Origin of the sequence: Shewanella avicenniae (genome assembly GCF_017354945.1) — a bacterium.
GTDB classification, from domain to species: Bacteria; Pseudomonadota; Gammaproteobacteria; order Enterobacterales; family Shewanellaceae; genus Shewanella; species Shewanella avicenniae.
This window is the reverse complement of record NZ_CP071503.1, coordinates 968,301-991,183: the sequence shown is the minus strand read 5'-3', so window position 1 is coordinate 991,183 and position 22,883 is coordinate 968,301. Positions and strand designations below refer to the sequence as shown.

General features: G+C 41.7%; 24 protein-coding genes. 6 read left to right on the top strand and 18 right to left on the bottom strand.

Annotation, left to right across the window (positions count from 1 at the left end; translation table 11 throughout):
* Nucleotides 1–176: 176 nt before the first annotated feature.
* The 9 genes from JYB87_RS04285 to JYB87_RS04245 form a co-directional block, all read right to left on the bottom strand.
* Nucleotides 177–1,283, bottom strand: a complete 1,107-nt coding sequence (locus tag JYB87_RS04285; RefSeq protein ID WP_207355677.1) for a hypothetical protein — start codon at nucleotides 1,281–1,283, stop codon at nucleotides 177–179.
* Nucleotides 1,284–1,907: 624 nt separating this feature from the next.
* Complete coding sequence (locus tag JYB87_RS04280; RefSeq protein WP_207355676.1) at nucleotides 1,908–2,156, bottom strand: helix-turn-helix domain-containing protein; 249 nt, start codon at nucleotides 2,154–2,156, stop codon at nucleotides 1,908–1,910.
* Between the two features lie 141 nt (nucleotides 2,157–2,297).
* Complete coding sequence (locus JYB87_RS04275) at nucleotides 2,298–2,453, bottom strand: hypothetical protein (RefSeq protein ID WP_207355675.1); 156 nt, start codon at nucleotides 2,451–2,453, stop codon at nucleotides 2,298–2,300.
* A 131-nt stretch (nucleotides 2,454–2,584) separates the two neighbouring features.
* Entirely contained in the window at nucleotides 2,585–2,866 is a 282-nt protein-coding gene (locus JYB87_RS04270) for a hypothetical protein (RefSeq protein WP_207355674.1), read from the bottom strand.
* An 18-nt stretch (nucleotides 2,867–2,884) separates the two neighbouring features.
* Nucleotides 2,885–4,480, bottom strand: coding sequence for a TnsD family Tn7-like transposition protein (locus tag JYB87_RS04265; RefSeq protein WP_207355673.1), 1,596 nt, complete (start codon nucleotides 4,478–4,480; stop codon nucleotides 2,885–2,887).
* Nucleotides 4,481–4,483: 3 nt separating this feature from the next.
* The gene (locus JYB87_RS04260) at nucleotides 4,484–5,404 is read right to left on the bottom strand and encodes a TniQ family protein (protein ID WP_207355672.1); all 921 of its coding nucleotides are present in this window, start codon (nucleotides 5,402–5,404) and stop codon (nucleotides 4,484–4,486) included.
* Nucleotides 5,401–6,873: an ATP-binding protein gene (locus tag JYB87_RS04255; RefSeq protein ID WP_207355671.1), complete on the bottom strand. Its 1,473-nt coding sequence runs from the start codon at nucleotides 6,871–6,873 to the stop codon at nucleotides 5,401–5,403. The genes JYB87_RS04260 and JYB87_RS04255 overlap by 4 nt, the downstream gene beginning before the upstream one ends.
* Nucleotide 6,874: 1 nt before the next feature.
* Nucleotides 6,875–9,118 carry a transposase gene (locus JYB87_RS04250; protein WP_207355670.1) on the bottom strand — a complete coding sequence of 748 codons (2,244 nt, stop codon included), beginning with the start codon at nucleotides 9,116–9,118 and terminating at the stop codon, nucleotides 6,875–6,877.
* Nucleotides 9,108–9,971, bottom strand: coding sequence for a TnsA endonuclease N-terminal domain-containing protein (locus JYB87_RS04245; RefSeq protein WP_207355669.1), 864 nt, complete (start codon nucleotides 9,969–9,971; stop codon nucleotides 9,108–9,110). Before JYB87_RS04245 ends, JYB87_RS04250 begins: the two co-directional genes overlap by 11 nt.
* A gap of 467 nt (nucleotides 9,972–10,438) precedes the next feature.
* Here JYB87_RS04245 and JYB87_RS04240 point away from each other — a divergent pair, with 467 nt between their 5' ends.
* The gene (locus JYB87_RS04240) at nucleotides 10,439–10,789 is read left to right on the top strand and encodes a hypothetical protein (protein WP_207355668.1); all 351 of its coding nucleotides are present in this window, start codon (nucleotides 10,439–10,441) and stop codon (nucleotides 10,787–10,789) included.
* 362 nt (nucleotides 10,790–11,151) lie between these two features.
* Here JYB87_RS04240 and JYB87_RS04235 read toward each other — a convergent pair whose 3' ends face one another.
* From JYB87_RS04235 to umuD, 5 genes are all read right to left on the bottom strand, one after another.
* Nucleotides 11,152–11,442, bottom strand: a complete 291-nt coding sequence (locus tag JYB87_RS04235) for a hypothetical protein (RefSeq protein ID WP_207355667.1) — start codon at nucleotides 11,440–11,442, stop codon at nucleotides 11,152–11,154.
* A 478-nt stretch (nucleotides 11,443–11,920) separates the two neighbouring features.
* Complete coding sequence (locus tag JYB87_RS18870; protein ID WP_407695840.1) at nucleotides 11,921–12,181, bottom strand: GmrSD restriction endonuclease domain-containing protein; 261 nt, start codon at nucleotides 12,179–12,181, stop codon at nucleotides 11,921–11,923.
* Nucleotides 12,153–12,605, bottom strand: a complete 453-nt coding sequence (locus tag JYB87_RS18645) for a hypothetical protein (RefSeq protein WP_228729942.1) — start codon at nucleotides 12,603–12,605, stop codon at nucleotides 12,153–12,155. The genes JYB87_RS18870 and JYB87_RS18645 overlap by 29 nt, the downstream gene beginning before the upstream one ends.
* A gap of 15 nt (nucleotides 12,606–12,620) precedes the next feature.
* Nucleotides 12,621–13,883: a Y-family DNA polymerase gene (locus JYB87_RS04225; RefSeq protein ID WP_207355666.1), complete on the bottom strand. Its 1,263-nt coding sequence runs from the start codon at nucleotides 13,881–13,883 to the stop codon at nucleotides 12,621–12,623.
* Nucleotides 13,883–14,290 carry a translesion error-prone DNA polymerase V autoproteolytic subunit gene (gene umuD, locus JYB87_RS04220; protein WP_207355665.1) on the bottom strand — a complete coding sequence of 136 codons (408 nt, stop codon included), beginning with the start codon at nucleotides 14,288–14,290 and terminating at the stop codon, nucleotides 13,883–13,885. The genes JYB87_RS04225 and umuD overlap by 1 nt, the downstream gene beginning before the upstream one ends.
* Before the next feature lie 175 nt (nucleotides 14,291–14,465).
* Here umuD and JYB87_RS04215 point away from each other — a divergent pair, with 175 nt between their 5' ends.
* The 5 genes from JYB87_RS04215 (at nucleotide 14,466) to JYB87_RS04200 (ending at nucleotide 18,911) form a co-directional block, all read left to right on the top strand.
* Complete coding sequence (locus JYB87_RS04215) at nucleotides 14,466–15,452, top strand: 3'-5' exonuclease (protein WP_207355664.1); 987 nt, start codon at nucleotides 14,466–14,468, stop codon at nucleotides 15,450–15,452.
* 209 nt (nucleotides 15,453–15,661) lie between these two features.
* The gene (locus JYB87_RS18820) at nucleotides 15,662–16,012 is read left to right on the top strand and encodes a tyrosine-type recombinase/integrase (protein WP_324032495.1); all 351 of its coding nucleotides are present in this window, start codon (nucleotides 15,662–15,664) and stop codon (nucleotides 16,010–16,012) included.
* Nucleotides 16,013–16,056: 44 nt separating this feature from the next.
* A complete protein-coding gene (locus JYB87_RS04210) occupies nucleotides 16,057–17,217 on the top strand; it encodes a hypothetical protein (protein WP_207355663.1) in 1,161 nt (386 codons plus the stop codon).
* 25 nt (nucleotides 17,218–17,242) lie between these two features.
* Nucleotides 17,243–18,393 (top strand): IS3 family transposase gene (locus JYB87_RS04205; protein WP_207355000.1). Its coding sequence is split into 2 segments (ribosomal slippage): nucleotides 17,243–17,486 and nucleotides 17,486–18,393, totalling 1,152 coding nucleotides; the frame shifts between segments, so codons are not numbered across the junction.
* Nucleotides 18,394–18,425: 32 nt separating this feature from the next.
* Complete coding sequence (locus JYB87_RS04200) at nucleotides 18,426–18,911, top strand: hypothetical protein (protein ID WP_207355662.1); 486 nt, start codon at nucleotides 18,426–18,428, stop codon at nucleotides 18,909–18,911.
* Between the two features lie 331 nt (nucleotides 18,912–19,242).
* On the opposite strand, the gene JYB87_RS18815 is transcribed toward JYB87_RS04200, so the two are convergent.
* The 4 genes from JYB87_RS18815 to JYB87_RS04180 are packed head-to-tail and all read right to left on the bottom strand — an operon-like array spanning nucleotide 19,243 to nucleotide 22,770.
* A complete protein-coding gene (locus JYB87_RS18815) occupies nucleotides 19,243–19,407 on the bottom strand; it encodes an RHS repeat-associated core domain-containing protein (RefSeq protein ID WP_207355661.1) in 165 nt (54 codons plus the stop codon).
* A 29-nt stretch (nucleotides 19,408–19,436) separates the two neighbouring features.
* Nucleotides 19,437–21,257 (bottom strand): AAA family ATPase, encoded by a 1,821-nt coding sequence (locus JYB87_RS04190; protein WP_207355660.1) that lies wholly within the window; start codon nucleotides 21,255–21,257, stop codon nucleotides 19,437–19,439.
* Nucleotides 21,254–21,709 (bottom strand): ABC-three component system middle component 2, encoded by a 456-nt coding sequence (locus tag JYB87_RS04185; protein WP_207355659.1) that lies wholly within the window; start codon nucleotides 21,707–21,709, stop codon nucleotides 21,254–21,256. Before JYB87_RS04185 ends, JYB87_RS04190 begins: the two co-directional genes overlap by 4 nt.
* Complete coding sequence (locus JYB87_RS04180) at nucleotides 21,697–22,770, bottom strand: ABC-three component system protein (protein ID WP_207355658.1); 1,074 nt, start codon at nucleotides 22,768–22,770, stop codon at nucleotides 21,697–21,699. Before JYB87_RS04180 ends, JYB87_RS04185 begins: the two co-directional genes overlap by 13 nt.
* Between the last annotated feature and the right edge of the window lie 113 nt (nucleotides 22,771–22,883).

Below are 22,883 nucleotides of genomic sequence, written 5' to 3'. Positions count from 1 at the left end.
AATAGCAATACTATTAACTTCCTTGATATAGCCAAATCTTTTAAACGCCTAAAAATCACCGAATATTAAGAGAAATTGGAGAAACCACATTTCAAACTAAAGTAAAAAGTTATCAATGATATTGATTATTTACGAGGTAAAAAATGAAAATTTCTCCCTAGAGAAGTAGTAGCGATTCAACTATCTTCACATTCCTCTATTATCAACTCATGCAACAAATTTTTTAACTCATCGTCAAAAGACTCTAAAAAATCATCTTTTAGCTGAGAAATTTCAGAATCCACTTCAGCAGTAACTTCATCAGATAAACTTGAGATTTCTTCTTCGGTAGGCTCATAAAGCACTTCTCTTCTTGTATCAAACCGGACTTCTATTTCAACATCTCGGTCTATGTATACATTTCGATACTCATTAACTTTCTCCTCTACAAAGTTATCCAATTCATCAAACAGACTATCTAATATACGGGAGTTACTTTTTGATTTTGCCGCACCCAAATAAAAATTCAATGTTTCTGTGGAATATGTGATATAATATTCTAATTTAGGATCATCTTGAAAAAAATCTTTTTCTATAGAAAGAATTTCATAAATACTATCAATTACCTGTTGTAAATCAAGTTGTTCCGTATTTATTATAACTGGCATAGAAATATCATTTAATGAATATTCCTTTTTAGAACCCTCATATATTTTATCAACAATATCGTCCAACATTTTTTCATCTGGATACTTAGGAATTGATATGGGATGGATATCAGGGTATTTCAATAGCATAAAATCCCACATAAGGTCAGAAATATTCTCACCACAAGAGTTGCTTTCACAAATCAATTCATCATAAGATGGATACTTTTGTGAAAAGGCTCCCGACATCGGAGCGTCTGAACTTATAGAAAAATTCACCGATCCATAAACTATATACTCATCTTGCTGCATGAATTTAATATGTGATAAATTTTGAATTAACACTTCCATTGTAGCACATTCATCACGCTTATTATTTATCTCCACCAACCTCATAATAAAATTAGAAATATTTTCTTTTGTTTTATCCTTATCTTCAGCTCGATTGATACAATAAGAAAAAACCAATCTTGCCTCACCCACACATTGAGAAAGTGCATCTTCAACGAACTTTGCAAATCCTTTTTTTACTTTAAAAGTAAACACTGCCATTCTTTTAGATTTTTTCACATCTATAAGTTCAGAGATTGGTATATTACTAGGCTTGAAGAATACTTTCGTATCTTGCGCATTTATCTTTTCAGATAAATACTGCATTTTTTTTGGATAGCTTTATCCGCCTCAACAGCCATCTTTGCTTCTAAAGCTCTAAAAATAGAACAACTCATAAACCCCTTATCCTTATATTTATTAATATTGAGATTCGTTAATACTTTACATCGAACAAGCAAAGAAATATATTAAAAATCATCTTCAGTTACCCCTATTAATATTCAGCCATTAAATATCATTAACTTATTTAGTATGACACCATATAGACCGCACTTTGGCTACCTCTCTGAACCAGTCTTACCATGGCAGCATTTAAACGTTAAATCGACCTCAATAGGGAGAGGTTAGTATCCCTAAGATCAATCTGCTAACCTTAAATTAAGCTGATTGACTTCCATATAAAGAAGTCATACTTAAGCTGAATCGTCACGACATCACTAGACGGATTTTATCTAAAATTTGGTCAACCGGGCTGTGCCAGAACGCTCATTCACCCGAACTCATAACAAGTTTCGGGGCAGATTAGTTTTAAGTCGGTTGCTGCAAAGCTCATCTAGAGCGGTAATGACCACTGCGGCCGAGGTGAAGTTTATGAAATTGTCAGACCAAGTCTGAGCTAGTAAATTTTAATCTCCACATCCTGACCGTCAGGAAACTTAACGTGTAACTCTAATTTACCACCAAGAGCCTCGATATATTGCCCAGAGTACTCAATAAAAGATCTGGGCAAGACTCAATTTTAGAGATATCCGACTGAGTGACTTCTAAACGTTTCGCTACAGTAGCTTGATTAAGGTCACGTGCATTTCTCAATTCTGCCAGGCACATTTCAGAGATAATAGCCACAGCTTTAGCTCTGGCTGCTAATTGTACTTCTGGCTTAATCTTCTTACGGAGATCAGTTAGTGATTTAGCCATAATATCCACCTTAACTCTCATCGAGTTTCATCTTGCACGTTAACTAAGAAATGCCCCATTTCGGGGACAGTGGTAAACCCGTATTTCTGTTAGCCGCATTCTAGTAATGATATGACAGATCTGAGCCTAAAGACTCGTGTTTTAAATCTCTGAAATAAAGGTTACTAGCTCTTCATATGATTGAGATTTCTCTGCGATGGTTTGCTCGCCTATTGCAATAAAACTAAGAAGCGCTAATGCTTCTTCATCAAGCTTAATTTCTTCATTATTCAGCTTATTATCATCAAGTTCTTTCATAAATAATCCAAGTCATTCGAGATATGAATAGGGTTGCGGCCTGTATGGCAACCATCGATGAGTGAATCGCCCGTGATATGCCATTATCACTCATTCTTTCCTGTTCAAAAAGCGTCTACCGACGACTCAAACTAGATTGTGATTACAACCAAATCATGAGCTTTGGCAAAGGCTAAAACCATACTTTCGGTACGTGCCACATCTTTTGCATAGCGACAGCAGAACGTTATCAATTGCCGCTCTTCTTTAATCACGGCTCTTAAGTCATTCATTCCGTTATCCACACCGTATTGGTATTCGTCGATTTTAACTGCCTGCCTCCCATCGAAATGCTCTATAGCAAATTGGGTTAAAATCCTCTCTACCTGCATATCAGGCTGGAGCTGAAACGCATATTGGCAATACACCGTCATTGGGGACTCCTCAAATGGTTATCTGTCGTTAGTGGCTGTGAGTAAGTGTCTGTAGGCATATTCAAGTGAACGCGGTAATTTCTCTCGATACGTCAACAACCAGTTATGTCCTCCAAGAGCCCTATCCAGAGCGCTTAGCGAGTTGTATGGTCCAGTCAATTCATGCATCTGTAGCAAGATGGCAAAATCTCGAACATCCCAATTCATTGGGCCACGTAAAACTCCCTTCATTCGTTCAGGGAGTTGTTCATAAAGCCATTGTTTATCTCTCTTGTATAACCAGATGTATGCGGAACATTGCATCTTAATTTCATTTCTTGAAGCATCAGGGTGCCTACCCATAAAATCCACCAGAGTCTCACGTGCTTGTCGTCTCCGAACAACAAAACGCAAATGCCGTCGCCAATCTGAAAGCCCTCGATGAGACTGGATGATTTGCTCAACAGCACCATTAGACACGTTAAATGTTTTAGCAATGATCTCTCGATGCTGGCCGTATATGGCTTTGCGCCAGATATCTCGCTCGATTTGTGGCGTTATTTTTTGTCGACGCCGTCCGATAAGCCGCTGATGACGTAACGCAATCCCTTTAACCGTTCCTACACTGTATTGGAGCTGCACACTAACCTGACGCATTGATAATCCTTTATCTAATAGTGCCAATACCTTGATTTCATCTACACAATCAGGTGATTTCAAAGGTGCTGATTTCGGTTTACTAGGAGGACCGTTAAAGAAGGCCGTTGGCGTATCGGTGAGAAATGCCATAATCAGCACATGCCTTATGTAATGCGTAGGGCAATTTTGATGAACTAACCGTGGCACGTACTGAAACCGCATTAAGTCAGCAGGAAGACCACTAAGAAGAGGATCGAATAGTTCACCCCAAAATTGATTTAGCCGACGTCTCAACTCACGCCAACGAATACGATGACACTGACTGAGCAGTTGTTTGTGCTCTAGCCACCCCTGATACAATCTAGCCATGTCACATAGTGGCGAGTACCGACAAAGCAAGGCATATAACGACGAAATATACTGGCTTAGGTATATGGCCTTGTCGCGTCCATTTTCGTGCATCAGATTGTTTGAAGGGAGTACGTACTGGTGGTTAACACCACCATCACCACAAGATACGCTGTTGAGCACCAGTCCATGCTCTGGACACACTAAGACGCCATGTAACTGATGAACCGTATGCCAATACGCCACGCCATAGTTATCTTCATCTAGCTCGACACATCGTGGACAACATTTTAATTGATGCCCAAAGCTTACTTTGGCGGCGGATAAACGCCCATGTTCAATTACTTTCGAAGCGTTAAGCGCTGACTCACTTTGCATCAGCTTTACACGTCTATCAGGAGTCAGTAAGCCAAAACTGACCAATACATGCCCAGAAGCCCTTAAGCGCAATTCAGCAATACTAGTGCGAGCCAGTGCAGCAATAGCAGGAAGGTGTCCCGGTAACACCGGATGGATACGAACCTCTTGATGCCCAAAGGAGGCTTGATTGGTACGCTTCCACGATGCATAGGGTGAGCAGAGGTAAGCTCTTGCGACTACGCTATATGCAGATTCCCCCGGCAACCAGCTTCCTTCCATCTCCGACATGCATCAATCCCCTTGTGACGCTAAAAACAATGAGAGCATCAAGTACAGCAATGGATGAATGGGGGCGACTCGAGACTCTATGAATTTTATGCGCGGACTTCGCATCAGTTTTGATATTTTGCGCCCTTTGAAATCAACAACTTGGCTAAACAAGGATTCGATTTCGTCTTCACTATAGAAATCGATGAAAGCATCACAAAATTCTGTGAGCCTTTTGCGCTCTGCTTGCGTGTTTTGTTGTGCTGAAGACAAGCCTACTGATGCTCGTACTCGCGTTATGAGGGGGGTAAGTCGGTCAGTGCAATCTGTGCTGCGTGCAAGCGCTAAACTATTTCGCTGAATATTCTGCATTGAGTCCGACAGTTGTATCTCAACAGACTCTAGAGACCTGTTGCAGTTCGGGCAGATATTATCGAACGGTGGCAAATTCTGTTTAGCTAAAGAGGTAATGTGCCATCCACATGCAAAACAGCTTTCAATCAACGGTTCTTGGTGTTTATCGCAATGAAACACCCCCGGTAGTTGATGGTTTCGGTGAAAGTAAGGCACGCCAAATGTTGCTTCATCATTCATGACGCACACTGCACACCAGCGAAATCGCTGGATATGTGTCGAGCGCACTCCAGTGATAGTGATTGCACTTGGTGAGCGTTGATATATGTCACGCTCATCATCTCTCAAGAAACTCGATTCGAAAGGCGCTAAAGAATGCTCGACCGCTTTCTTAGCTCTGTCATCAATACGAAGCTCGCTTAGATACTGAGATGTCACTGTAGAGCAAAGATGGTGGGGCATTCGCCCATTCAGAAGCGTTGCCATATAGTGCGCAGATGAATAAGCGCTGCCAACGCGCGTCATGAGATACCAACGTCCCGCTGCACTAATCAAATCTTCGTCAGGCAATAATTGAAACAAGCTCATCATTCATCATCACCTAACAAACCCAGTAGATTTTTGGGTGAAAGCTTATCTCCTATGCGCCTGAGTTCCTCGTCCCGAGTCGAACTGCTGCTCATGACTTGTTTGGCTTGCAAACGTCCAGCTAGCACACGTTTTTCTTTATAGTCTTCCAGCATCGCTTGGGCTTGTTGCTCAATCTCTTTTGCACGCGCTAATGTAACGTTATCGCCTGACGGATTGACCTCTTCGAGCAAAAGCATTGGCTTGAGATCTTCATATTTGTGGTACTCACCTGTAAGCAAAGCACGCACAGGACCAGCTAGTGGGGAAAATTGTTTGTTTGCAACATACGCTAGTGCATCAATTGTCAGCGTTTGCTGAGCCGGTTCGTAGTAACTGAGAAATCGCAGTGTTGCTTGAACCATTGATACTGCAATCGCCGGAATGCCTGCCGAGAGCTCATATAATTTCTGACGAAGCAGCCCTTCTTCATCTGCTTCACCTTTTAATTTGATCGCGGTAAATAACACATGACAGAGATTGATCCAGAAAGGTGAGTCAACCGGACAGCCGCCTAAATTCATGGAGCCTGCACGGATCGTCCGTCGTGTAATTGTCATCTCACGAGTGAATAGCTCTAACGCACTGAACGTTCCCACAAAAATAGTTGATATGCCCAGCGTATTTATCAGCTCCTCAACAAACTTCATCGATGTCTTTTCATTTGTGCCAATTTTTAAGTCTGTTGAAGCCTTTGCAAAATTCTGAGCTTCATCAATGATGAGAGCGCCAACGTGATGGATGACCAAAGCTTTTCTTACTGCGTTAATTAACTCTTTCACCGTGCTATTACGATGATGATATGCATACGTTTCGTCCGTAGCTTCGTCTACAGCCTCTAAAATTGATGTCAAAAACGCTTTCTGCCCCTGTCGATCATGATGCTCTACATAGAGGTAAGTGATTTGCTTGATATCTAGACTGACGCTGTCGCCGGTCGTCTGCAAATAATCCTTGTGATAGAGGTGTTGAGGTATAAGTCTCAATGCCGCTTTCGTCATCGATGACTTGCCGCGTCCACTAAGACCCGAAAGCAAAAAAGTAAAACTATTCTCGAGTAAGTTGAGACGCTTAATATTCTGAGCCTTCAAAGGCGCATCTTTATCACGCTCAATTGCCACAATGACTCGCTGAAAATCGGGCTTGAGTGGGTTTCTTCCGATATAACCGCATTCAATTCCTAAGCGAATGTTTTCATACAGTTCGACCATTTCGTCCTGACAAACATGCACGCTAAACAAATTCAAAATGCTCGAGCGAATGTAGTAGCCATGCAAATCTTCTGGCACTTCCGTTAAGTCTAATTCGCCTTCGAATTTAACTGAGCAACGCTTTTGTACCTGTTGTTTTGACAGTGGGAAGCCTAGGCCTTCAACTAACGGATTTCCGCGATGCACGGGATTTGGATGACGAATGTAGTTAGCTTTTTCCATATTATTCATCTCCAATTTTCGTCACGTTGGGATTGCCCCACGGCATTTTTTTAACAGAACGCTCTACAGATGCAGCTTCATCTTCTGCAAATGTTTGCTGCAACTTTGTATCCAATTGATTTTTCTGCATATCCCCAGAGAGTTGATATCTATCTTTCATGCCCTGAGCTGGCGATTTGGCCTTGCTGCGTTTTAGATGATACGAACGATTTTTAGCAACTTTCTCTAAAAGTTTTAAATCACCTAATAGCATGATTTTACTGATAAACTGACGTTCTTTGGCTTCAGCCAATTCATGTTTGAGAATTTCCAATCGGTGCAGAACACTCGCCCAAGTGATATTTTTATAGGCTTCGCTACGCTCGGTCAGGTCGAGTTTATAAACCGTTTGCGAATCAGGTTCTTGCCACCATATCGAGTTTGTACTCGTTGATGAGTAGCGAATTTTGATGGGTTTTCTGCCGAAGTTTTTGGCTTCTTCGATTAACGGGAGACGTTCAAAGCTGGCAGAGCTATAGAATAGCCCTTTGTAATACACCCCTCGCGATTGAATCGATGCATTATCTTCCGGCAACAAAGCAAAACGTAAGTAATCTTCCGCGATTTGCGCTGGTGCAATCACTGTATTGGCTAAGCTGTAATTCCATGCATCACGCGGCGTAAATTGCACGCCATCACGCTCCATCTCAAACGTTCGATTGCTAGTTTTTACTCGAGAATTGTTTGCATGCAGAATGCATTTAATAAGCGCTAACATGATTTGCTGGTATGTGTATATTGCGGTACGGCTAGCATGCTGTAGATCGTGATTTTTAATCTTTATCACTTGCCCAAGCACCAGCTTTAACGAGTCATCTTGTGTTGTGCGAAAACTCTGCTCTACAGTGCCCTTAGCCGAGCCCTGGTAGTACGCATTCAAGTTACTGACAGCTATACCGATTTTGGCTTTTAGCATCGCCTCGATATGCCCGTCCGTATTTTCGCCCCCTCTATCAAACGTGATTTCTCTACATGTGTGATGGCAGGGCCAATCTTCATTAGTAATTCTTAAACCATACTCTCGACAAAATGCGACTTTGTCCGTAAATGCATTAAATAGCGCTTGAGATGCCCCAATCCAATCGGGACCGTGGAAGGCTAAGTGCATGCCCACAATCATTCCAGTTACGACATCGATAACGATGTAAAAAATGGGGCGACCTATAGCCAACAATTCGGGAGAAAACTCCCACCTGACATAAGCATCCAGGACCGTAGAGTCAATTTCATAGCGACTTGTGGCTCCGCGAAGCCCGTGTTTTGCTACACCGACTTTTGCCGCATGATCTCGAAGATAACTCTTCGCCCCGACCTGCTTTCTAATCCACTCTAAACGGGGCACAATCTTCTTAACTTGGCGGGAGAATGCCCGAGGAGATAAACGATGATTCTTCGGGAGAGGCATTCGCAGTTCAACCGCGATTTCATCATCAGGCATATTTTCTGGACGAATAGCCACAGAGCAACAACCGTAAACATATTCATCGTACAAGTAGCTCAACTTGACTTGCTGCCGATTCTTCAAGTTTTTCTTCAAAAAAACTTTAATTTCTATAATGTCTTTTGCTGTTACGTGTCGGTATTGTTGTGCTCCGTACTTAACTTTTTGGCCTGGTTTGCTAGACAGGTCGAAAGAGCCATCATCTAAACGCACCGGCTCCTGGGGCAACGTAAATTCACTACCACACCAGAAGTACTTCGGCAGCAACGCGTTTTTGATACTGCCATAGTAAAAATATGCATTGAGATTACTCGTGATGTATTTCTTACTGCGATTGGAGCCGCTCATGAGCTCGCTGACAATACCTGCACTATGACCGTATAAATAGGTGTGTAATTTTGCTGGATCACTCAACAGAGGAGAAAGCGCACTCCACGCCTCATCTCGCATTTGCAGGGGATCACGTAGTTGTTTGCTCTTACTTTTCGCCGCAGATGTATGATGTGCTAATTGTTTCGCAAGATGAATCTCTTTCATTTTGCTATCGCTGACATAAAGTGCTGCCGGAAACTCATGTTCAGCTAACGCCCACCGGTTAGCATTGATGTGTCGAATCACGTCGCTGACAGCGAGTACCGTGGGTCGTCTCGGGCGAACAGCGTTCAAATCACTGACAGCAATCATCCCAGATGTATCATCTATGGCGACTATCAACCAGTTCACTGAGTTATCATTTGTTGAGACGATTCTTTGATTAATTCGCATAAACTTCCAGCTCAGGTTCGACTGGCAGCGGACGATTCAGGACTAAAGGCTGAGTCAAATCACAGAGTAACTGTCGGCGATAGACGAGTAGCTGAAAAAACAATTCTGTCTCTTTCAGTGTGAGCCCAAAGCATGTTCCGACATGCTCAAGAATGTCTCTGATAGCGTGCAGAGGATGTTCTTTAAACGCTTTTTTAAACTGAAACAATAAAGCCGATTTCACATCATCACTTACTTCAATCACATCGGGGCGTTCAAAGCATTCACGTAAGTAAATTAAGTTGCGCGTAAGCTCTTCATCAAACGAATGCTCAGTCAATTGACGCCACGAGATGTTGTTCTGCTCACAATAAGCACGTTCTATTAGCTCTTTAGCGCGAGTTCGCGCAACTTGTCGCGGATCTGTGAAATTTGGATCGAGCGAGGACGCATACTTAAAGTTATAGGCATCCCAATCGCCACTGCGGTATTGGACTAGATAATCAAGCGTCATCGTTTTTGCGACTTTTACACCGTCATATTGTTCAAACTCCAGTGTCGTAGCTGGATGCACGATGTTCAGTGCAATTGCGATTTGCATCGTTTCATTTAATGGCAGCGGATACTGCTCGTACAATGCGATGACATTCTGATTAGCTTCGAAATGAAAAAATGCAGCAGCCTCGCCTCGACTGAGGAAGTGATGGACACGACCGAATTTCACACTTGAGATGACTTGTGCTTGTCCGTACGTGTGAGAGTTTCTTGCGGTTAGCCACGGCTTATAATTTTTCTCTCTTTTTAATTTCGCAGTATAGGATTCAATCTTATTTAATTCTGACTTATTAATTTCAGGCTGAATAACATTTTTCAAAATTTCATACCATTTTAAATATTTTCAAAAAATATAGGTATGTAAAAAGGCAATATCAAGACAAAATTTTACCATCCGTAAAAACACTAAAAATTCAAAAATAGACAAAAATAAAAAACAGAATAAACAACAATGATTTAATTGAGCATTAAATTTAAATGGTTATATAAAACCTCTTTATGGATAACTAAAAAATCTAACCCAATATAATATACAACATATTGATTTTTCAGTCATTTTTCCAACAAAAAAACCAACCAAGAATCAAAAAATCAATAATAAAAACAACCATTTAAGAAGTTACACTTATTTTAAATCAGATAAAATCTCCACATAATATATAAACAATAAATTTCATGTCAAAAAACGAAAAGCAGTTAATATCAATTTAATAACAACCTTAGATGATTGACTATTCAAAAAAACACAATTACTTTTATTTAAAAATACAAGTAAGGACATTATCAATGAAGAAACACGGCATTATTGAATATCATCCATCGGGGTGGAAAATATTTGTTTCGAACCATCCAGACTTTGATAGTCACTTTCATCTATTTATTGCCTTTGGTGATAACTCATGCGACTTGGTAGAGGATCTCACCGTGGACAACTTCTCGAGCCGCACCAACACCGATGGATTCTGGGTATGCAGTAAAGCTGAATCTGAATATTGGCTTCAACCTCAAACCGAAGGTGCTTTGCGCAGTTTTCACAAAATTGCGCTTCAACAGATAGAGGCTCAATTTGCTGAAAATGGATGCCACCTATCCAATATCAAAATGACTGAGTTTTTACTGATAACAGGGGTTAAATAGATGCCTAGGTCTACAGATAGGCTTACAAGCACTCCGTCAGCTCTCGATTTATGCCACGCAGAGCTGTTCATTCCCGACATGACAACAGTTCAAAAGATAAAAGCGCTTATCACACGCCTGTGGATAGCAGTGCTAACTCGTCAGGTTAAGTAAGCGGCTGAGTGCAGATAACGCAACTTGCTTGTTAAGGTACTGGGATGGCTCGTTTGTTGATTCAGCAATAATGCCCGAACGGATATGCCTGACTCGAACGCCAACTTCGGTCGCGGCATAGCGAGTCCGAGGCGATGGAATGATCGTTGTCTCAATATCACTTTCAGCAAATGTCATGACGATTTACTCGTTTGCGCTGTTTAAAGCACTTAGGAGATCAGTGCAAGCTTATACAACAGCTCATATCTGTCGCAAAGCAACTCAAACTCGGATGGCGCTTGTCCAATCACCTCTACTTGCGGTGTGGGTACGCCCGTGCGTTTATCAATATCGATGTAGAACACGTGTATCTGCACATCAGCTTGGCTGAATCGCTTGAGCTCCCGCATCAGGCGCAGAAACAAGAATGTATAGCGCTCGTCTACATCTGCACTACATGAAAGGGTTAGGTTTGGATGTTCACCAAGATAGCCTGTGAGCGTGTTGTTATCGATGTACATTCAAGCTTCCATGCATTGAGTGATTTTCAAGCAAGTATACCCGTTTGTTGGTTGAAATACCCCCCACCTCAAAAAAACGGCTTTTTGGGCGGTCTATTGATCTCAAAAACTTTCTTTTTACCAAGCTTCGCTTGAAGGCTCCAGTTTGCATCTTGGCTTCTACTGATAAGCAGAAATGTCAGTCAAAAATCACTCAGTTAGGAGTCTAGATTTACCCAATTTCTTTGCTTAAAGGGCCCTCATTTTTTAATACGTCATTTCTTATTTATATATGTAGGACCTTTTTTTTCAGTTTTACAGTAACGCATGCAAAAAAATTTCTAAGTCTTTGATTCGGGCACCACATTTTTTATTTGTTGACTTTCAACGCAAACTCTGGCTAACAAAACCAATAAAACTAGTTTCATATTCAATAGGTTACATAAAATATGGTGCTTTTCGCAGTGCAAATGCGGTCATGAATATCCATTTGTAGCCATTATGATTTGCATTGCGTCCTGAGTTTGCTGAATTGCGCTTCTTCGGTAGCACTGACGTTCAACTGATACTGTTTGAGTACTCTTAAAAATCGCGCGATATATTGGCACTGGTTCGCAGGAGGCAGCCATTCATCAAGTCCTTTATCCCCCTTTGAACGATTCAATGATGCTTCAACAGCGACAAGGTTTCGTTGGTCGTTAGCAAACTGCTCTCTACGGTCTTGTGACCACTTATCCGCACCGTGCTGCCAAGCGCACAATGTGGTCAATATCTAAGGCAGAGGCTGCAAAGAGAGTTTTGCCAGAGTACATTGATGTCCAACGTCCTTGCTTCACTCTCCCCGAACGACTGAGCGTTATCTGGGCTGTGTTCTGGGCAATAAGCACTTCTTGACGAGTGTCTTGACCATCATGGTCGGCATCATCCCAGCCGTGACCAAATTTGCTCCTTGAGTACGTTGAGTCGGCGGCATGCTGTTTTGATGCGCTTTTGGCTTGCTTAGGTAAATGACCACCTGCCTTGAGACAAGCATCCATGGTTGAGTAGGACGTAAAATGTTTGAGGCGTGCGTAATACGGACTACTGCTGTCATGACAGATGTGGCTATTCGACATCCTCGCTTCCGCCGCCATCGTGCTAGTAGCACTCAAACTGAGCAATACTGCGACTAAAAATCTAACCATCTTTGACTCCATTATTTAGCGGCATTTTACGACCGGGATTTGCCGCCAGTCCGTGGTGTACTGTGGGGTGAGTAGGTCACGCCGCATATGCCATTTTTCATGAATGCCTTGGGCCGCGACAAATACCGTGTCACTACCATAACGTTGATTGAGCTTATCTAAAACCGCCATGAGTTTCGGCTCTTCAGCCGGTGGCGTGAATAGATCGTATTGCACATGCTCTTGTGGCCTGAGGTCAACTAAGCCAACGCCTATCTTGTAATAGCGCACATTGGGTACAAACAGCTTTGGAATTATTCCAGCGACTTGGCTTCCGATGGTCAGGCTATCATTCGTTGCGGTCGTTAAGCGCAGCACGTGTCTAAACCCTCGGGACACGCCATCGTCATGAGGTGAGTTATGCGCAAAGATAAGTATGGAAGCCGCGACACTATGCTGCTGCCGGGCCTTCTGACAAGCTTTTGCCACATGCATAGCAAATGCCTGCTTCAGGGGCTCGAGCGTTTGAATTCGCTCACCAGTGGAGCGTGTTGAGAAGATTTGTTGTTTATCCGCCCGTGCTTCGTCCCAATTTCGAGTGGGCGTGCCATTGAGCTCTAAGACTAGACGCTCTATTTCGACACTGAACTGCTTACGAGCTAACTTGATAGGAAGTTTGGAGAGTTGTAATCCGGTAGTAATCCCAATCGCTTCAAGTCGACGGCTCAACTTACGGCCAATCCCCCACACATCAGAGACATGCATTTGGGCAAGCATAGATTGCCGGGTGGCTTCGCTATTGATGGCGCAGACGCCATTGAAACCTTCGATGCGCTTAGCAGCATGATTGGCTGCTTTTGCCAGCGTTAAGGTCTCACCGAAACCGACACCGACAGGCAAACGCGCTTCCCGCCATACGGTTCGGCGGATATCCGCCCCCAAGGACAATAGCTCAGATTCATTCAGCCTCATGCCGCTGAGGTCGAGAAATGTCTCATCAATGCTGTAAATGTGCTGCCGAGGCGCAAACTGTCCAACGATTTGCATCATCTTTGAAGATAAGTCGGAATAGAGCTCATAGTTTGATGAGCAGGCAATCACGCCCTTCCGTTGTGCTAATGCCTTTACTTGAAACCAAGGCTTAAATTTTTCGATACCGGCTTCCTTAGCTTGCCGGTTGGCGGCGACGACACAGCCATCATTGTTCGACAGCACAACGATAGGCCTGCCACGCCAGTCAGGCCTAAACACCTGTTCAGCAGAGCAATAGAAGGAGTTAGCATCGACCAACGCAAACATTACGAGCGCCTCAATAACCGACAAGGTCTAAAGCAACGGACAGCTCGCACCACAACGCCCTCAATCGAAAAGGTATCAAACTCAGAGATTGGCACGGGCTGATAAGCTTCATTTGCCGACAGAAGCAGACGTTGCTTGGTATCGATGAACTTGCAGACAAACTCACCGTTTATATTGGCGACAATCACATCGCCACTCATCCGATTGACATGTCGGTCAACGATTAAAACATCACCATCGAAAATCCCAGCTTGTTGCATGGAATCACCATTGGCAATGCAAAAAAAAGTCGCTGATGGATGCTCAACAAGCAGCTCATCTAGGCTGAGGGGTAACTGGCTATATTCGGCGGCTGGGGATTCAAAACCGGTTATCCCTGCGCTCGCATAAATAGGGACGACTTTCATGGATAATGGCAAAACCCTGCATACTGTGTTTTTATACAGTGTATACTATCAAATGAAACACGTTACTGTGAATGTTTGGTCTCTATAACTGCGTTGTTTACGTGATGAAGCTACCAGAGTTTGAGGTAGATTTAAGTATCTTATCGATGGTCATTTTTCAGGGGATGAAATCACAATGCCACATCTAAATGATGTTGAAATCACCTACTCGACGCTTGGATTTCAAGCACTAAGGTGCTATTTCTCACACCTACTCATTGTAGATATCGAGCACACCTGTACTGCTGACGATTCCATTCCCCCAGAACACCGAGAAACCATCGAGATAGGAGCCGTGATTGTTGAAACCCGGCACCTCACCGTTATTGATGAATTCAGCCAGTTAATTAAACCACTCAAGCATCCCAAACTTTCCGAGTTTTGCAGAAATCTGACAGGGATCCAGCAAGTCGACATCGATAACGCATTACCATTTGGTGATGTTTTTCAGCAGTTTATTGATTGGTATCGAGCATACGACTCGCTCATCTTTTGCAGTTGGGGAGCCTATGATGCAGTTCAGTTAGGACTTGATTGCGAATGTCATCAACTAGCACCGCTTGAGTTTAGTCAGATCTTCAATTTAAAGAAGGCATTCGCTAAAGCACAGCACCTCAAAAAACGCGTTGGAATGCAGCGAGCAATGGAGCTAGTAGGCATAACCCCACGGGGACAACATCATCGAGGACTGGATGACGTGAAAAATATAGTACGATTGCTGCCCAATATCTTCGCCAATGAAATGGCTGAAAAACATCGCCAATTTGAATTCGACGATAGTGAGCTACTGCCAGAACGACTGTTTAGGCAGCATGGAGATACGTTCACTATTGATGAGAAGTTTCTTTCAAGCGCGAATGAAAGAAATGGGAGTGCTAGCTGCGTAGGGTTCTATTGGAACGAATGCCGACATTCATATGATCCCATCCCTTTTTCAGCGCTACGCGATTCATTAGCTAAGCAGGGATATATAACGCTCAATCAAAGCCAGCATAAGGGCTGGGATGACGTTACCAAATCATTCACTTTGAATACTCATCCATTTAAACCGGGAGAGCAATTTAGAAATGCAGCCTGCCTGGGCGCATTATGGACACGCTCAGCTACAGTTTCACCTCACTGACAGCCGAGCTGTAGTCGAGTATCTGCCTTAGGATATGTGCAGCTAAATTTTGATGATTCCGAAAAATGTCAAACTTTCTTAAAGATTACCCCCTGTTTTCTTTGAACAGTTTCATACCTGCAAAGAACTCGCTGGGACAGAAATCATTTAGGGTGGATGGTCTAAATAATCCTCGATTTATTATTTTATGTATTCTGACCTAACAAGAGGTGCACTTCGAAATTACACCAAAGACTCAGCAAACACTTTCACAGTGGATCATTCAAAATACGTTGGCACCAACAGACTTTCTTTCCCTTAGTCCATGCCGTGAGGGACAACCAATCTCATACCATTACACCACGCTAGTGAACCATTGGGTGACTGATATAGGCTCAGACAAAACGCAATACGGTACGCATTCACTACGTCGAACCAAGCCTTCTTTGATCTACGCTAAGACCAAGAATCTTAGGGCTATTCAGTTACTTCTGGGTCATGCTAAGCTCGAAAGCACGATTGAATACCTTGGCGTCGAGATTGAAGATGCGCTAAGGATTTCAGAGAGTTGTGAAACATAAAAAGCTTAGAGCTTGTTATAGCAGAATTACAATAAGGACACACAGTGGACGCAAACGCCCTAACGGTGCTAGCCATATTAGTCGCAGGATATACACTACTCGCCGAAGAGAAGCGAATTGACTTGAAACTTAGGTTCTCATGGGTTGATAAATCCGTAGTTGGCTTTCTTGTCAGCGCTCTACTCTATACAATCTACCTACCTGTATTGAGTGCTATTGACTTAGCTTTGCCGTTCAAATGGCTATGGGGTTTTGATGAGAAGATAACTGCCTTTACTGCTATCGTTGCGATCTTACTTTACTTAGCTTTAAAGCTAGGTGGAAAACGTCTGCCTAAATCAAAAACTGCTGACTGGCAAAAAGTATCAAGTCATTTACTCAGAAATCAGAAGTTTGAACAATTGGCATTCTTATTAGATAAATATCATCATCAATTCTTACTAGCCTTTCATGATCGGTGGTTCGACCGAATTCGATCTAGATTAATGGCACCTTATCGTCCTTCAATTCAGGATCTAATTGAGCTGGAATTAGGCAAAGAACCTCATGATAGTTCAAACAGTAGTCGTGTCAAAACAACTCTTATTAATCTGATGAAGCCTTTTGCGTTCACATTGTCGTATTGCTTGCCTGATCATAGAAAATACAGAGAAGATGTATCCACGAGCATTTCTGCGATATTTAAGTCCCACCTTTTTGTTAGGCACTTAGCTCAAACACAACCATTGCTTTGTGCGAAATTTACAACAGTTCGTTTTAGTGCTGATGACGAATTTACTACGTTGTTTTTAAAAGAACTGATTGCCAACACATCAAGCCCTCTCTACCGAGAACTTCAAGATAACCAAAATTGCTCTTATACAGGTGAGTATTACATCGATGACTCTAACCCCCTGTTGAGCTTCTACTTCAAAGATATCGAAATTGCTTCTCAAGTTGGTGTCTGGAAACCCATTGGCGATTACACCAAAGAGTTTATCAAAAAACAAAAAGGTGAAGATAATTACTATAACAAGCCGTTCTCATATACCTATTACGAAGAAGAGAAATGGACATGTCCTATCTTCGTAAGTATTCACTTCTTCACCGTAATGACATCAAGAGCCATTCACATGGGGCACCAAGATCATATGTGGCTGATGTACATAGAAAGATATGTAGATGAAATGATCCGATCCGGTACTTTTGGACATCTCGCTAAGTGAGTAAAATCGCTTATTGAGGTGAAGTATGTCAACAAAGAAACCCCGCAAGATCCATACGCAAGAATTTAAAGCCGAAGCTCTTAAGCTCGCTCAAAAGATTGGTGTAGCCGCCGCAGCGCGTGAGCTTAATCTTTACGAATCCCAACTCTACAATTGGCGTTCCAGTACTGAGAAGAAATCCAATACTACGTCTAGGGAAGCAGAACTTGCTGCTGAGGTCGCAAGGCTTAAACGCCAACTTGCTGAACAAGCGGAAGATTTGGCCATCCTAAAAAAGGCGGCCACCTACTTCGCGAAGAACCAAAAGTAGCCAGATTTGAGTTCATCCTCGAGCATCAGCACCGTTTTTCTCTCAAGCGAATGGTGGAGGTACTCAAGGTATCGCGTAGTGGGTATTACACCTGGCGGCAGAACGGCATGACGCTGAGCCCAAGAGCGATTAAGCGTGCGGCCCGTGATGTGCTGATTAAAGCGTCTTTTGACGATTCCAAGAAGCGCAATGGCGCACGGCGTATTCAGCAAGATTTAGCGGATAATGACTGTAAGGCGGATATCAAAACCATTATGGACAGCATGTCACGGCAGTGTTTAGTGCCAAAGGCAGCGAAGAAATTTAAGGTAACGACCGACAGCAACCACAAGCATCCAGTCGCACCTAATTTGCTAGAGCAGAACTTTACTGCAAATGCGCCGAACCTGAAGTGGGCTGGCGACATCACGTATCTGTACACCAACGAAGGATGGCTATATCTGGCTGTAATCATTGACCTTTACTCTCGCACAGTGGTGGGTTGGTCGATGGCAAGCAGAATGACATCGGAGCTTGTTTGTGATGCATTGAGGATGGCTTTATTCCGCCGAAGCTTTCCTACCGGCGTGATTGTCCATAGCGACCGAGGCAGCCAATACTGCGCAAATGATTACCGTGCTTTGCTTCAGAAACATCAGTTAGTACAAAGCATGAGCCGTAAAGGAAATTGTTGGGATAATGCCTGCGTGGAAAGCTTCTTCCACACATTAAAGGTTGAAGCGCTGCAAGATGAGCCTCTCATGACACGAGATCAAATGAGACAAGCTGTATTTGAGTACATTGAGGTTGATTACAATCGGACCAGACGGCATAGTGCTCTTGGTTATTTGAGCCCAGAAAACTTTGAATTAAAAAATAGTGCTTAGCAAAGTGTCCACTATTACTGGATCAGATCAAAATGCTTAATAACTATATGCCTAGCCCTGATGTGGACAAAGAAAAAGAGTTCCCGACTCGTTTCGATTATCTCATTTATCAATCGTTAGATGCATTAAGAGGCTGGGTTGGCGCAGCCACATATGACTCTGATGAAAATAGCAAGGTTCAACTGAATGCCAACAGTGTACCTATAAAATGGGCGGCTTCTACGCTTGGTAGTACACTTTATACTTTAGTTAAGTCGAATAAGCTTACCGATAGTCAATATGCTTATTATCTTGAGATGATCGTTAAGTTAATGAATGAGTTGGATGCCTCTAGTAACAAAACACTTAGCAAACGTATTCTTGAGAATGCTACCAGAAAAAATGAACTATCTTCGCCGGATAGAGTGGTGATTGAAGATCTGATTAGGTACTACTCACATGTTGATCATGTTCTAAAGTCCAAAGAATCAACTTTTGAAAAAGAGCTTTCAAATTTAAATGGTGCACCTATACGCTAACTAACTCTTATTACAAATTCCCCTTATTTATATGTGGATGTTCGTAGCAGGGATAAGCACTAAGTCGCTAATGTCCCCAAGCGACTTTACAAATATAAAAAATCACTATTTCTCCATGAATATCATTTACGTTAAATGAGTTTTTTGGGGAAATGTCCGCAGTCTATGATCGCGAAATTTTTTCCGAAAATGGAAAAGGAGCAAAGATGTTTCAGCAATTCGACGCAGACACGTCGCTGGGACATAAATGAGTCAGCGGATTTGCTTGATTAGAGTTTGAATGATTACTTTCTATAGCAAAACTTCTAACCTCGTGCAAAATTCACTCATCCTATACATTATTGGCCATCATAAACCCAGTCGGATCTGTGCCTGCCATCGGATTATTCAAGATGTATGAATACGGGTTAGCACTCTGGCTGTTCTCGGGGAACTGCAAGAAGGGAGCGACACTCAGGAAACGTCTAACGTTAAAATCGTAGATCCGACCGTTCATATGGATACAGCGGATTTACGATCCTTAAATTAAGCTACTGGAAAGAATCCATATCTACCAATTTCCTTGTTCTTAGAAAAGTGGTAGTAAGTCATTTTTGTTTTCAAAACTTCATCTGGCTCTTGGTTCTCAAACACGATTATTTGCTTATCTTTAAACGAATCGCAAAGATCAATGTAGAAAGCAAAAATCATATCTTTTTTTAATTGAACCTCATCATCATTCTCATCATTGTCACCCGCTCGATAAGTGGTCAACGGAGAATCAAGAATTACAAGTTTTGGATGGCGTTCAAACTTAGACAAATATTCCATAAAGCCTAGTGAAAAAGCTGCATACGAAATTGCTCGGTATCCTTTACCAAAATGGGATCTTGGCTTGCCACCAATTACCAAATCCCTAGTTTTCATATCAAAAGTAACGTCTTCATGTCCGGGAAATGACCAACGCTGTAAGATTGCACTAATGTTCTTACACAAGGCGGTTAACTCAGCACTAAAATCAGGAAATACATATTTTTCAGTTCTGTCTTCAAGCTGGACACGCAATTCTCCTATTTCTTTTAATAAGCTTTCACGAGAATCCACTATGGCTCTTTGTTTCAAAAATTCATTCTTTTTACTATTTAATAGTCGAATAGCTACGTTGTAGTCCTTAAACTTCGAAGATATATTCCCTTCTATGATTTCCGATATCTCTTTAAGTGTTGCTTCCTTTTGAACTATCTTTTTTGCAAGTGCTTGATACTCTTGCTTTAGGTCCTCAATTGAATCAGTTAACCCTTTAACTCGAAATTTATTTTTATTGATTTCCGCCTCGGTGCTTTGCACCAATTGCTTTAGCTCTTCTACATCTTTTTCTTGTTCAAACTCTTGTCCGCAAGTTGGGCAATTAGCCAACTCGTATAGTTCAACAAAAGAAGCCGCTTCAGCTCCTGCCTCTAACCTTTCCAAATCTGAATTATATTTCTCAATTAAAAGGCTAAATCTCCCCTGTAGTAGAAGGTTTTCTTTTTCTGCTTCACGTAACTTACTTAGTTCACCCCTAAATTTATTTCTTTTAGAATCAAGTTCACTATTGGCTTCAACCAGAGCGGTTAGTTCGTTTTGAGCCTTAGATAGAGATTCCTCTAACTCATTCAATTCTGAGTCTAACTTTTCTGTTGTGGACTTTACTTCTTCATGGTTAGAAAATTTCTTGGCAACATACTCTTCCAAAGCTTTAACACGCGATTCTACAGCTCCTTCTGTATCTTGTTGTTGTTTCAACTCTTTAACGACTGAATCATCTGCACCAGTGAGCAAAGTTTTAAGTAATGACGTTTCTTGAGTATACTCTCGCTGGCCTTCACCCAGAGGTGAGGATTCGGTAATCATCCGTCCTTCATCGACTAAAAATAATTTACTCAGTACACGCAAAGTCAAAGAAGAGGTTTTTAAACTCTGTACACCGTTTACTAATACTTTGCCGTTTAAGCCCAATTTTCCGAGAATATATGCCGATAGATTGTTTTTTCCTTTGTGGCTTGGGTTTAAAACAATAGTTTCTGATTCTGTACCATCTGGCTCAAGTTTAATTAGAGTAACTTGAGGTTTGGTAGCCGATATCTCCCTTCGAAGAATAAAGCTTTCATTTTCGTCAACTTTAATTTCTGTTTCAACTGTATTGTAGCCTTTAGCTTCGTCAATATTTTTAGGAGGCTCTTCAGCACCAAAAATATATTGAAAACACTTAATGACATATGACTTACCAGTATCAGATGCACCAGCAACAACATTGAGTCCTTTATCAAAGCAAAGTTCAGCCTTCGGTTTGCCTTTTCCTATTACGGATATTCTTTTAATAATCATGCCGGACTCGATACTCCTTTTCTCAACTCCATTATTGGTATCTGGATAATCCGATTGTAATTCTCAGACAACCAACTTAATCGTTCCCAAATTTTGATGAAATAACTTGAATTTAAGCAACTAACAAAGCTATTTGTATTTTTATTCGCACAAAAAGATTTTCCTTTTTCATCATAGCGAACGTCAATTAGCCCTTTTTTAATAAAAAACAAAAGCGACTTAGGTAGCAACTCTCTCCGTTGTGCAATTTCTGCCAAATGATTTGGGACAGCAGGATGAAGGTTTGATGGCCCATTGAATTCGCTTGAATACAATAGCGCGTAATCTAATAAGACCAATTCATCTATGTCGAATTTCTCACCTTCCATACTCGACAGTATTAGTGCGACTCTAGTTGCCAATTCAACATCACTATTAAATATCTTAGGGGCTTTAAGTTTTACTTGTTCCATTTTAAAAAACCTTTATTCACCAATTGGTGGCAAGCACCTTTCTTATCACGAATACTCATGTATAGATTTAATGGATGCGCAGAAAATGAAACTTGTGTTACGTGATTCGAGATAGCCAAATATTTATCCCAGCCATTATTGTGAACCATCAGAACCAGGCTAGAAATTGCTTCATAACAATCTTCAAGCAAATTTTCGTATGTATCAGGAGGCATTGAGTCTCTGGAGAATTTCTCTAAGCTTTCTGCTGAATAGAAGTTTTTACGCGCACTTTTTAGTTCCATTAAAAACGCAGGAAATGCTTCCAAATCATCAACAGAACTCACCTGAGATTCTATAGACTCTATTGCCTTTAATAACTCTGCAATATATTTCAATTCATTATTTTGAATATCGTTTGGAGGTATTGCAGGGGCTGGCCGATCAAACTCTAATGCTCCAAATCTTCTTATGTAATAAGGAGTATGATTTTTATGTAATTCGATAAGCCTCAGCTGTGGGATTTGATCAAATATTGTAAAATCAACATCATGCTCAACAAATTTAAGAAAATCACCTTCTAGGCTTACACTCTTTTTCTTAGTGATTTTGTCTTTGCACTTTTTATCCCAACCAGAAATGAGTTCTGCTTTCAGCTTATTAGAATCTTTAAGGGCGTTAAGGCTAACGCCATTTAAGCCACTCTTAGCAACAAAGTAATATTTTGCAGGCATAGAAAAATGCCCTTGATGTGAGTGGTAACAAAGCTTACCAATTTCTAACAGAACATCTGTCAAATTCAAAGGTGAGCTGTAATATTTGCACTGAAAATTTTCCCAACTTCCATCTGGGGTGTAAGCAATAACATCACGCCCCATATCACCAGCTCCCCCAACCCGATTGACTCGCAAATACTGTGTTTTCCAATAAGTTGCTAGTTCACAAGTAAATTCTTCCCAATCGTCTTCGTCCATTTGCTGCAAACGCCTTAATGGCGATATAACTTCGCCAGCTAAAGCTGATACTGCCGACAAAGGAACATTGGCGCTTTTTGGGGAGGGGATCTCCTTTTCTAGTTCCATCTATATATAAGTCATCCAAATTTAAAATTATTATTCTGCTTATTATCTTCCTATATTTTACTTAAAAAATATACCGTGGTAAGCACTCAGTGCACTAGACACTAAACTGATTA

Coding starts and splice junctions, on each gene's coding strand:
- JYB87_RS04240 (WP_207355668.1), top strand. CDS start 10,439: ATGAAGAAACACGGCATTATTGAATATCATCCATCGGGGTGGAAAATA.
- JYB87_RS04185 (WP_207355659.1), bottom strand. CDS start 21,709: ATGGAACAAGTAAAACTTAAAGCCCCTAAGATATTTAATAGTGATGTT.
- JYB87_RS04200 (WP_207355662.1), top strand. CDS start 18,426: ATGCTTAATAACTATATGCCTAGCCCTGATGTGGACAAAGAAAAAGAG.
- JYB87_RS04265 (WP_207355673.1), bottom strand. CDS start 4,480: ATGTCGGAGATGGAAGGAAGCTGGTTGCCGGGGGAATCTGCATATAGC.
- JYB87_RS04255 (WP_207355671.1), bottom strand. CDS start 6,873: ATGGAAAAAGCTAACTACATTCGTCATCCAAATCCCGTGCATCGCGGA.
- JYB87_RS04260 (WP_207355672.1), bottom strand. CDS start 5,404: ATGATGAGCTTGTTTCAATTATTGCCTGACGAAGATTTGATTAGTGCA.
- JYB87_RS04225 (WP_207355666.1), bottom strand. CDS start 13,883: ATGTTTGCGTTGGTCGATGCTAACTCCTTCTATTGCTCTGCTGAACAG.
- JYB87_RS04235 (WP_207355667.1), bottom strand. CDS start 11,442: ATGTACATCGATAACAACACGCTCACAGGCTATCTTGGTGAACATCCA.
- umuD (WP_207355665.1), bottom strand. CDS start 14,290: ATGAAAGTCGTCCCTATTTATGCGAGCGCAGGGATAACCGGTTTTGAA.
- JYB87_RS04215 (WP_207355664.1), top strand. CDS start 14,466: ATGCCACATCTAAATGATGTTGAAATCACCTACTCGACGCTTGGATTT.
- JYB87_RS04180 (WP_207355658.1), bottom strand. CDS start 22,770: ATGGAACTAGAAAAGGAGATCCCCTCCCCAAAAAGCGCCAATGTTCCT.
- JYB87_RS04275 (WP_207355675.1), bottom strand. CDS start 2,453: ATGAAAGAACTTGATGATAATAAGCTGAATAATGAAGAAATTAAGCTT.
- JYB87_RS18815 (WP_207355661.1), bottom strand. CDS start 19,407: ATGAACGGTCGGATCTACGATTTTAACGTTAGACGTTTCCTGAGTGTC.
- JYB87_RS04270 (WP_207355674.1), bottom strand. CDS start 2,866: ATGACGGTGTATTGCCAATATGCGTTTCAGCTCCAGCCTGATATGCAG.
- JYB87_RS04250 (WP_207355670.1), bottom strand. CDS start 9,118: ATGCGAATTAATCAAAGAATCGTCTCAACAAATGATAACTCAGTGAAC.
- JYB87_RS04190 (WP_207355660.1), bottom strand. CDS start 21,257: ATGATTATTAAAAGAATATCCGTAATAGGAAAAGGCAAACCGAAGGCT.
- JYB87_RS18645 (WP_228729942.1), bottom strand. CDS start 12,605: ATGGTTAGATTTTTAGTCGCAGTATTGCTCAGTTTGAGTGCTACTAGC.
- JYB87_RS04280 (WP_207355676.1), bottom strand. CDS start 2,156: ATGGCTAAATCACTAACTGATCTCCGTAAGAAGATTAAGCCAGAAGTA.
- JYB87_RS04285 (WP_207355677.1), bottom strand. CDS start 1,283: ATGCAGTATTTATCTGAAAAGATAAATGCGCAAGATACGAAAGTATTC.